Genomic DNA, 11,004 nt, shown 5'->3' on the forward strand with positions numbered 1-11,004 from the left:
GTTAACGTGTGGTTTAGTACGTTCAAACTTGGCCTTTGCCATAATTTAATCCTCTGATCATTGTTAAACTGTTAGCAATACCCTAGCTCAAAGCTATAAACCAACTGGTGTATCTGTATTGCCAGTGCTGGTGTTGCCAATGTGAGTGTTGCTAGGTCACTAAAATAGCAAATTTAACATAAATTTCAAGTTTTTTCCATAGCCTTCATCTTTATGGTCAAACTTTTTTGTTATTGCTAAAACAAAAGGCAACACGTCTGTGCTGCCTCAACTATTTTTTGGTTTCTATCAATGTATTTTCTATAAAACTGGAGCTCATACCGAGAGTTGAACTCGGGACCTCTCCCTTACCAAGGGAGTGCTCTACCTCTGAGCTATATGAGCAAAACTTTGGTTTAGAATAATGGAGCGGGTGGCGGGAATCGAACCCGCACGATCAGCTTGGAAGGCTGAAGTTCTACCACTAAACTACACCCGCAATGCGACCCGCCCAAGCATACTGGACTTACTGTTAACGTGATTAGGGAATATTCAGATAACAATAGCAGGCAAATGGTGGTGGGGGAAGGATTCGAACCTTCGAAGCTCTCGCAACGGATTTACAGTCCGTCCCCTTTGACCGCTCGGGAACCCCACCATAGTTGTCTTTCAAGGTACGCTTAACACGATGTGTTAAAGAATGGTGCCGGCTGCCGGAGTCGAACTGGCGACCTACTGATTACAAGTCAGTTGCTCTACCAACTGAGCTAAGCCGGCGTATCGCTTGAAAGTGGTGAGCATTTTAGCAAATATTTTTAATCTTGCAAGCGTTTTTTTAGTTTTTTTTCATTTTTTTTGCTAAAACGTAAATTTGATGATTCAAATCCGCATTTTAGGCGCTTTGCGCCGCTTATTTGCTACCCAAACCCTAATACATCAACAACACTGATGCAATAATCAGCGCAATAATTACCACGATTATTATTGCGACTGTGGCGTTTTTCTTTGCTGCAGGTTTGATTGCATCAGCTTCTACTGTGCTAACTGGCGATGGTTGCACTGGCTGAACAGGTGAGACAACGGGCTGTGGTGGTACTACCTCAGTGACGACAGGCGTCTGAGCCGGTGTATTAAGTAGCGGCGATGGTGAGTTATCAACGCTTAATACATCGACTGTTGTTGTCGGTGTAGAGGGTACAGATTGTTCGACGTGAGTGTTGCTCAGCTGCTCGCTAGGTAAAAAATCTTGCGTGGTAACGACATCTATCACAGGCGCGGCGTTGGCTGCAGCGTTAGCTGATATGGGCTCAACCGATTTAGCCAACTCAGTTTGGGTATGAATGTCAGTGGTGGGTGTGAAGTTCTCAATGTCTTGTAAACTATTGAGAAAACTATCATCATCCAGTGCATCGACTGGGGCATTTACCACCAAAAATACCAAGTCAGCAAAGGCGAGTTCATCGGTGGCTTGCAAAGCATGGGCGTCTGTACTGATACGCTCACCATTGATAAAGGTACCATTGCTTGAGCCTAAGTCTTGCACATACAGCTGCTCACCAATACGGTTAATCTTGGCGTGTTGGCGAGAGATTTGTGAGGTCGCTAATACCAAATCATTGCTATCGCTACGTCCGATGCTTAAGCTTTTATCAATATCTATGGTTAAATCCGCCAACGCTGGTGACAGTCCAATGAGTTGCCATGAAGTGCCTTGTGAGTTGTCGGTAAGGTTCATCGTATCCACTGTATTAGTTTGATGATTGTCCATGCAAGTCTCCTACTCCTAAGGGGTATTTAATAGTATCATTATGCTTGGCATTATGGGACATTTTTAGGGATTTGTCACGGTGATGGTCTGCACCGCAGGCGGCGTCGCAATCACCACAGGCGTTTGCGCCATTTTTGCGCCCTGCCCTGTAGATTGGGTGACGGTGTTGCTCGCTGGGCGAGTGACAGTTGTGGTCGATGAACTGCTTTGGCGAGGCACGTTTGATGACACGGGCGTGACGATATCAACACCATTGGCATACACTCTTGGCGTGTTTGATAAGCTTTGTCCGGCTGGGGTAACCAAATCATCTGTTGGCAGTTTGACGCCATTTTGCACCGTATTGGTATTGGGGAACATGGCGCTGATATTAAGTGGGATTTGTTTGAGGGTACCGTTTTTGTCAATTACCAGTTGCATGGTACGAATACCGTCTAAGCTTTTTTCGGTCACGCTTGCCACCGCGCTACCATTACGCAAAATGGTCGGCTGTAAAAATACAATCAGATTGGTTTTGTCCGAGTTTTTGCTTTTTGAGCGAAATAAATTACCAAGAATCGGCGCATCACCCAATCCTGGGACTTTTTGCTGACCATAGGTGCTGTTATCACGCATCAACCCACCCAGTGCCACGGTTTGTTGGTTATCCGCTAAAATGGTGGTTTTGATTAAATTCTTGTTGGTGACGACACCGCTCACGTTATTGAGGGTACCATCGACAATGGAGGACACTTCCTGCGAAATCTCAAGTCGCACTGAGCCATTATCGCCAATATGCGGAATGACATTAAGATTGATACCAACATCTTGACGGCTCACGGTTTGAAACGGCGTGGTTGATGAGTTACTTGCCGTGGTATAAGAGCCGGTCACAAATGGTACGTTCTGCCCTACCAAAATATTGGCTTTTTCGTTATCCAACGTCAAAATTGAGGGCATGGATAACAGATTGGCGTTGTTGGTTTTATTGATGGCTTGCAAAATCGCGCCATAAAACTCACGATTACCGTTACTATCGGTTTTACTAGTACCAATCCCCAACAGCGCGCCTGCCACAGAAGCTGCCGCCGTACCTGGGGTTTTGCTTAATATCTCAGATGCCAGACCTACTGCGGATGCGCCGATATTATTAAAGTTAATCACCCCTACGCCGCTGTTGGCGTTGCCCATTGCCCATTGCACGCCAAGTTGTTGGGTATCATTACCTGAGATTTCCATAATCGCTGCTTGAATCAACACTTGGTCACGGCGGGTATCTAGCTCATTAATAGCATTTTCGATTTCTACCATTAACTCTGGGTTGGCATTGACGATGACGGAATTTTGGGTTTGGTCAGCGATAATGCTAAAAGGTCTACCTTGATAGCCGCTGTTTTGCGCAGTCGTTGTGTTGCTGGTGGACGAGGTATTAAGCGGTGAGCCTGTCGGTGAGGCTGCGGTATTGGTGGTGGTCGCTGCGCTGTTATTATTGGTATCGCTACTAGATTGAAACATTGAGCTTGCTTGCAAGGTGGTTTGGTCACCTGAGCTATTGATGGATTGATAGGCAAGCAGTCCGCGTAGCATTTCTGCAATATGGGTGGCACTGGCATATTTTAAACGAAACACGCGAAGCCCACTGAGACGTTGCGTCGGCACGGTGTCTAACTGCTCTACCATTCGCTGTACTTTGGCTGTCATCTCTGCACTACCTTTGACGAGCAGCCTATCAGAAATCGGGTCGGCAATGATATTGATGAGGCTGCCACCGGTTGATGCCACAGCAGCCTGCCCTGATTGACCCGCAGCAGCTGGCGCTGTACCACCGCCCGTACCTGTCAGTGAGCTTAATAAATCCATCATGCGCTTGGCATCGACATGACGCAGCGGAATAATGGTCAGCTTGTCATTCATATTGCTATCAAGATCGCTAATCAATTTTGCGTATTGATTGAGGCTGTCGGCGCGGTCAGAGAGGATAATGGCATTGACATTTGGCACCACAGCGGCATTGGCATACGGCGGCATCATCGGACGGATGACGTTTAAGATGTCATTGGCATTGGTGTTGGTGAGATAATAGATGCGGGTCGCCATTTGGCTACCTGCGGTATTACCCCGCAAGTCCACATCCACCCCTGCTTGCTTGGCAACGGTATCAGGAACAAGCTCTGTGGTCAGCCCGCGATCAATCGCTACAATGCCATTGACTTTCATCACGGCTAAAAACAAGTCATACACTTCTTGACGGGATAAGGGTTTGTTTGAAATTACCGTCACATTGCCATTAATGCGTGGGTCTAGCACAAAGTTCTTTTGGGTGATGGTGGCAATTTGGTCGATAAACGCCTTGATATCAGCGTCTTGCAAATGCACTTTATAGCCAGTGGCTGCATGGGCAGCTGACAGACCACTGCTCAGCAAACTGATACTCATAGCCAGTGTCGTGCTCAAAAATAGTGGCTTTAGCATGGTTGGGTATTTCATAATTTACCTTATCAATTTTTAACGCATATCACCGACTTGTTTCTCACGTAGCGATGACGTCTGTAACTTTTTACTATGTTTTATCAAAATGACTGGCGTACTGTCACGACTTGGTCGCCGCGCTGAACTTGGATTTGCGCTTGTCCTGCTTGTTGCACTTGACGTAGTAGCTGGGCATCTTGTGTTGGGTTTTGACCCACGTTTTGTCCATTGACGGAGAGGACTTTATCCCCTGTTTGTAGCCCCAGTCGGTTTTTTAGTCCTGCGGACATCGCATCGGTCACCAAATAGCCTTGCCCTGTTGCTGCCACACCCATTTGGCTTAGATACCCTGAGGCATTTTGCTGAAGCCCTTGAATCGCCCCACCAATGGCTGACGATGCACCGCTTGGCGAGGTACTGGCACCATTTGACGTCGCCATAGTGGGCGCAGAATCCTCTCGATCATGCGGATCGCCTGTAGCCACTGGCGCGCCGCCAATCGCTTGTGGACCAGCCCCGTTTAAGCTCGGTGTAGGGGTCTGTCCCATATTTGAGCCGTTACCCACGCCTGCCGCACCGTTGGCTTGCGCTTTAGCTCTGATAGCCTCGCTTTGGTCAAGAAAAAACGGTTGCCCAAATGGCACTTTACTGGTTTGACCACTGGCATCTGCCACTATTACAAAATCGGCTGCGACTTTGACCAATTTATAACCACTGCCATCAATCATGTCGTTGATACGATAGCTTAAGGTTTTACCATTGGCGGTCAAAATTGCATACGATTGACTCTCTGGGGTGGCAATGGTCACGCCCACCACTTTAATATCTGGGGGTGTCGCTGCCGGCGCTTGAGGGGCAGTTGGTTGAGCAAAAAAATCTAATGCATTGCTATTGGCAGATTGCGCGACCAAGTTCATCTGTATGGGCACTGGTGTGAGTACAGGGGCTTTGGGCGGGGCAACCACCAGCCAAATCGCTTGGCTTAATTGCCATACCAACCAAAAAATAGCTGCCAATAGCAACCAAGGATACAGTTTTTCTACCACCGCCATCGGCACAAATTTCCCAGTCGTTGTTTTACGGCTCAACGAGGGACGCTGGGTGGCTTTTATCATATCTGCTATCATCGCTACGTCTCTAATTACCCATACTGGTCAAAGGCTGGCGAATGGACACCACCACACTGTCATCAGCCCCTTTGCCTTGGTACGCTGGCATATTTTTGAGCAGCCGCTGGGTCAATGACACATCTATCATATTATCTTGGTCAAGATAAAAATCCCCCAATCGCTCGGCTTGCGGTGTAGTAAGGGCTAAATGCAAGCTTTTACCTTGCGCTGCCTTGTTGCTACTATTAATACCATTAGCGTTGGCTGCTGGCTGCACACTTGCTTTATCGGCGCTTAAGTTTCCTTGCATGGTGGGGAGTTTGATGAGGTAGGTTTTGCCGCCTGTGGGATACCCCAAATCGCCACCTGCCCAATTCATGCTACCTTCGGCGGTTTGATAACCTTGCTTATTTTTTTCAATCGACACTTCTTTGATGGTAATCGGTGTGTCGGGTAATTGCCAACTGACCAACTGCGCCAATGTATCAGGGCTGATTTTGCCGTTGAAATCATTGGCTTGCCAGCTGGTTTTATTGAATTTGACCACACCTTGCAAGCCGGTTTTGCCAGAGCGGATATCGACTGCCATACCCAGTTTGCCCATCAATAAATGCCACGGCTGCCAGCGCCAATCGACACTACCCGCCAGCGGCGTATTGGGGCGCGCATTGATTTGCCAATTGGCTTTACCCTGCCAAAGATTGCCCGATATTTGCTGCAAGTAAGGGTTGTTTGGGGCAAATTTTTGCAGTAACCACGCTGCAGGTAGCTGAATCACCAAGCTTAAGCAAAGCAAAACCAGACCTACCAGCCACCATAGTTTTGTCGGACGTAATGAATTGACATTTGCCAAACTTGAATACCTTTTACAATGATTTTTGACACCGATAAAGTGACGCAATCCACAAGCAAATTAATCAACAATCAAATAATTCATGCAGGATAAAAATTGCCATTAGCGCAAAAAATTTTGAACCCACTCTGCGCCAACACTCGAATATTTTTCTAACTAAAGTGAAACGCTTTATCATAACTGATTTTTATTGCGTTGTAATGTCAATCCATAAAAAATCAAAATTTTGTCAGACTTGTTTTGGGCGGGCTGTTTATTGCGGCTGCCTGCCGCACTCACTACAATTTGCAACCGACTTTATCACCCTGAGTTTGCTACAATCACCTCACCAAGCTGGTTAAAACTATAATACAGAACACAAGGAAAATAGCATGCAATTTGATACATTGCCACAACTGGGCGATAGCGTCTCCAAAATTTGCTTAGGCACGATGACCTGGGGGCAGCAAAACAGCGAGCAGGATGCCCATGAACAAATGGATTATGCCCTTGCGCACGGTGTCAACTTTTGGGATACCGCAGAGATGTATCCGTCACCCCCTGATAAAGACAAACAGGGTGATACCGAGCGCTTTATGGGTAGCTGGTTTGCCAAGACAGGCAAAAGAAATGATGTCGTATTGGCGAGTAAAATCTCTCGCAATGATTTTTTGCGCGGTGGCAATACCAAGTTTGATAAAAAAACCATTCGTGCGGCATTAGATAGTAACCTGCAGCGCTTGCAAACCGACCATATCGATATTTATCAGCTACACTGGCCAGAGCGTCAGACCAACTTTTTTGGTCAACGCGGCTATACAGAAAGTATGGCGCAGCAAGATACCAAAGAATTGACGCCATTTTTGGAAACCATCGAAGCACTCAATGATGAAATCACCAAAGGTCGAATCCGCGCTTATGGGTTATCCAATGACACCCCTTGGGGGGTCATGCGCTACTTAGCAGAAGCCGATAAACATGGGCTTGCTAGACCTATCACCATACAAAATCCGTATAGTTTACTCAATCGCTTGTATGAAGTGGGACTGGCAGAAATCAGTCACCGCGAGCAAATTGGGCTACTTGCCTACTCACCGCTAGCATTTGGTGTGTTATCAGGCAAATATTTGGGCGGTAACAAGCCTGCCAATAGTCGCTTGAGCCTTTATAACCATTTTACCCGTTATTTAAATGAGCAAGCGCAACAAGCCACCCAAGCCTATGCCGAGGTCGCCAAAAAACATCATCTAGATATGGCACAAATGGCACTGGCGTTTGTCAATAGCCGCTCGTTTGTGACTGCCAACATCATTGGGGCAACCACCATTGAGCAACTAGCCAGCAATATCGCGTCCGTAGACTTGGTATTATCCCAAGAGGTATTGGCTGATATCGAAGCGGTGCAGACCTTATACCCTAACCCTGCGCCTTAAACCTCGTAGCTTAAATTCTGCACCTTACTAGCAGGCTACTAGCTACTATCAGAAAAAACGGCATAAAAAATCCTTGCAACAGTGTGACTGTGCAAGGATTTTTTTTAAACCTAGTAAAAATTAAAATATTTAAGTTATATAATTCCAACTAGTTCATTTGATATATAGATGAACGGGATATCATCATCAACTGCGCCTGGTTTTGGCATTGCCATGGCTGGGTTTTGTTGGGGATTTTGGGCAGGCTGATTATTTGCTGTATTTGCCCCTTGTGGCGCTTGGTTGCCATTCATAAATGGGTTATTGCCAAATCCTGCATTTTGACCCGCTTGTGGCGCAGCTTGGGCATTATTTTGGTTTGGATAGCCGCCAAAATGATTGGGTGCTTGGTTGCCACCTTGGTTGTAGCCAACTTGATTATAACCACCTTGGGGCTGGTTTTGGTAGGTTGTGCCGGCAGTGTTGTTATTAGCAATACCGCCTTGAACGCCGCCTGCTGTACCGAGCATTTGCATTTGGTCGGCACGAATCTCTGTGGCATAACGCTCTACGCCATTTTGATCGGTGTATTTACTGGTGCGAAGGCTACCTTCGATATAGACTTGGCTACCTTTACGCAGGTATTGCGCCGCAATTTCACCGAGTTTATTAAACAATGAAATACGGTGCCATTCGGTTTGCTCACGGCGCTCACCTGTTTGTTTATCGTTCCACTGCTCACTTGTCGCCACGGCGATACGCGTCACGCTACCGCCATTGGCAAATTGTTTGACTTCAGGATCTGAACCAAGGTTGCCTACAATGATTACTTTATTTACGCCGCGCATAGAATTTCCTTGATGATTTTTTTGATAACTTTTTTGATGAATGTCTCAATAACTCTATAGTGTTTTTAGCCAAATCTTTGCAGATTTAGCGCAACTACAATGCCATTACTTTACTAAACTTTGCATCAAATTGCTAGCGTCTGACCGGTAAGATGTGACAAATGCTGTCGCGTGTCATCGGTCAATTTTTCTTTATCCAGTTTGAGATAAGCAATGTTTTCTTTTGGCATCATTACTATCTCATCCACCCCGTCAATCGCCAAAATTTGCTGTGACCATGCAGTCGTGTCGATACCTATTGGCAGGGTAATCGTTAGGCTGGTCAAATACGGTGGGGATGCAATCGGCAGGATAAATAATAACGCAATGACGATCACGATGGCGAGCACCGTCCACGATAACCACATCGGTTTGGTCAGCAAAATACCGCCCATGGCACCGCCCACAAAAGCACCCAAAAACTGTGCAGATGAGTTAATACCCATTGCCGTCGCTTTGTTGGCAACGGGCGCGCGTTTGGAAATCCAAGACGGAATGGTCGCCTCAAGGCTGTTAAAGCCAATGTAATAAACCGCAAGCCCAATAATTAAACCCACGATGGTCTGACTAGCCACTGCCAAAAATACCAATCCCGCCACCAAGGTCGCTAAAGACGCCAAAAACACGGCGCGCATTTGCCGTTTTTTTTCTGCGATGATAATCAATGGAACTGCAATGATAAAACCCAATAATAGTAGCGGCAAATACACAAAACCTTGCTGCGCCACCGTCAAGCCAAGCACATCATGAAACTGGTGCGGCAATAAGGTAAACATCGCTGTCATTGACAGATGCAGCGCAAAAATCGCCAAATGCAACCGGTTAATATCGGCAATTTTTAATACGTCAGCAAACTGTGCTTTAACTGAGTGATTATTGAGATTGTGCTTTAGTACCCGATTTGGGGTGGGCACAATCCACAGTAAGCCAATGGCGAAAATAGCGGACGCCACTGTCACCCAAAACAAGCCTGAAATATCGAGCACATGCGTCAAAATCGGACCGAGCCCAAATGCGACCATCACCGACATGGCAATGGTCAGCCCCATGGTTGCCATCGCTTTGGTGCGATGCTCTTCACGGGTCACATCCGCGAGCAGTGCCATCACCACCGCTGAAACCGCACCACTGCCTGCAATCAAACGCCCCAATATCACCATATAGATGTCTGTTGATAAGGCGCAAATCGCTCCCCCAAGCGCAAACACCAATAACCCTGCAATGATAATCGGCTTACGCGGATATTTGTCAGCCAAAAAACTCATGGGAATCTGAAAAATCGCTTGCCCTAAGCCATAGATACCGATCGCCAATCCAATCAAAAATGGTGTGGCGTGTGCATATTGTGTCCCATATACGGCAAACACAGGCACAATCATGAATAGTCCGAGCATGCGCAAGGCAAAGATACCGCCCAACCCGGCAATCGCTTTCTTTTCGGATGCGTTCATGGAGGCGTTGTGACTTATATTTCTCGACGTTGATTTTACTGACGTTGGTTTTACTGACATGGTGGCTCACAAAATTTTGCCAAAAACAGCTTATTATATGCCTAATTTTTATCCCAGAGAATTTATTGGCAATAAAAATTATTTTAGCCTTATTATTTTAGCCCCATTATTTTGGCTTTATCGTTTCAGCCCCATTATTTTAGCATTGCGTAAGCGGTTACCATGATGGCTAAAATCACTGCGATAGCAATCATCAGCCACATCACATTTTTTTGGTTGTCAAAAAATCCTTGCGGTGACTGTCTGATAGATGATGATTTTGGGGTAGCCACTAGCGCGCCATCTAACGGGCTATGCTTCACTTGGGTGGCAATTTTTTGCTGTTTTTGCGCTTTTTTGGCTTCAAGCTGCTGTTGGCGTTGTTGCTTTTGTGCCAATTTTTGCTGTTTGGCTTGTTGTTGTAGTTGGCGCTGTTCTTCAAGCCTAGCCTGTTTTTGTCGCGCTTGTTCGGCAAGTTCTGCTTGTTTACGCGCTGCTTCTTCGATGGCTAACTGCTCAGTTTGCTGCTGCTCGCGAAGCTGTTTATCGCTATAGCGGGCGTGAAAATCATCCATCACCGCGTTATCAATTTCGCTTAAGGTGAAAGGCATTTCATTTATTACTTCAAGCGCATCATGCACATCGACATCGTACACGCCCGAGGCTTTGGTGGTTTTGCCATCGGCAGTGAGTTTTCTGGGTACTTGGTAATCGGCAAGGCGCTGCTGCAAGTGGTTTTCCATTTGTCCGATGGAGTCGGTGCGACCTGTCATCGCTAATGCCCAATCGTTGATTTCGGCATGATTTTCGCTATTTAATTGCTGGATGATATCGCTTGCGTCCTCTACTAGGCTGATTTTGGCAAGCAGCTGACTGGGTGAGACGGCGATATACACCTCACCTGGGGTGGCTTGGCGTTTGAGCGATGCGATGGCTTGGGGGTTGCATTGTAAGCAGTTGGCTTGTTTGTTTTTGAGGGTGTGACCTTTTGGGCAGGGCGGCACACCGTAAGCAACGAGCGCGCCGTTTTCTTTCATTTTGGCTTTGTATTCTTTGCTCGATAGTCCGCTGGCGTCAAA

At 46.6% G+C, this 11,004-nt stretch carries 8 protein-coding genes and 4 tRNA genes; 1 reads left to right on the top strand and 11 read right to left on the bottom strand.

Annotated elements, in window-relative coordinates:
• Positions 1 to 309 precede the first annotated feature (309 nt).
• From RT064_RS10545 to gspN, 8 genes are all read right to left on the bottom strand, one after another.
• A tRNA-Thr gene (locus RT064_RS10545) sits at positions 310 to 384 on the bottom strand.
• 20 nt (positions 385 to 404) lie between these two features.
• Positions 405 to 478: transfer RNA gene (locus tag RT064_RS10550), tRNA-Gly, on the bottom strand.
• A 75-nt stretch (positions 479 to 553) separates the two neighbouring features.
• Positions 554 to 637: transfer RNA gene (locus RT064_RS10555), tRNA-Tyr, on the bottom strand.
• 43 nt (positions 638 to 680) lie between these two features.
• A tRNA-Thr gene (locus RT064_RS10560) sits at positions 681 to 756 on the bottom strand.
• A gap of 151 nt (positions 757 to 907) precedes the next feature.
• A complete protein-coding gene (locus RT064_RS10565) occupies positions 908 to 1,747 on the bottom strand; it encodes an FHA domain-containing protein (RefSeq protein ID WP_313063277.1) in 840 nt (279 codons plus the stop codon).
• 63 nt (positions 1,748 to 1,810) lie between these two features.
• On the bottom strand, positions 1,811 to 4,162 hold the full coding sequence (gene gspD, locus RT064_RS10570; protein ID WP_409519566.1) for a type II secretion system secretin GspD: 2,352 nt from the start codon (positions 4,160 to 4,162) through the stop codon (positions 1,811 to 1,813).
• A gap of 134 nt (positions 4,163 to 4,296) precedes the next feature.
• A complete protein-coding gene (locus tag RT064_RS10575; RefSeq protein ID WP_313063281.1) occupies positions 4,297 to 5,310 on the bottom strand; it encodes a type II secretion system protein N in 1,014 nt (337 codons plus the stop codon).
• Positions 5,311 to 5,332: 22 nt separating this feature from the next.
• Positions 5,333 to 6,157 (bottom strand): type II secretion system protein N, encoded by an 825-nt coding sequence (gene gspN / locus RT064_RS10580; protein ID WP_313063284.1) that lies wholly within the window; start codon positions 6,155 to 6,157, stop codon positions 5,333 to 5,335.
• A gap of 371 nt (positions 6,158 to 6,528) precedes the next feature.
• Here gspN and RT064_RS10585 point away from each other — a divergent pair, with 371 nt between their 5' ends.
• Positions 6,529 to 7,569, top strand: a complete 1,041-nt coding sequence (locus tag RT064_RS10585) for an NADP(H)-dependent aldo-keto reductase (RefSeq protein ID WP_313063287.1) — start codon at positions 6,529 to 6,531, stop codon at positions 7,567 to 7,569.
• 134 nt (positions 7,570 to 7,703) lie between these two features.
• On the opposite strand, the gene ssb is transcribed toward RT064_RS10585, so the two are convergent.
• The 3 genes from ssb to RT064_RS10600 all read right to left on the bottom strand — a co-directional run.
• Entirely contained in the window at positions 7,704 to 8,396 is a 693-nt protein-coding gene (gene ssb / locus RT064_RS10590) for a single-stranded DNA-binding protein (RefSeq protein WP_313063289.1), read from the bottom strand.
• Between the two features lie 125 nt (positions 8,397 to 8,521).
• The gene (locus tag RT064_RS10595) at positions 8,522 to 9,886 is read right to left on the bottom strand and encodes an MFS transporter (protein WP_313063291.1); all 1,365 of its coding nucleotides are present in this window, start codon (positions 9,884 to 9,886) and stop codon (positions 8,522 to 8,524) included.
• 194 nt (positions 9,887 to 10,080) lie between these two features.
• On the bottom strand, positions 10,081 to 11,004 hold a 924-nt coding region (locus RT064_RS10600; protein WP_313063294.1), incomplete at its 5' end, for a hypothetical protein.

The organism is Moraxella sp. CTOTU49097 (genome assembly GCF_032064105.1).
GTDB lineage: Bacteria > Pseudomonadota > Gammaproteobacteria > Pseudomonadales > Moraxellaceae > Faucicola > Faucicola osloensis_B.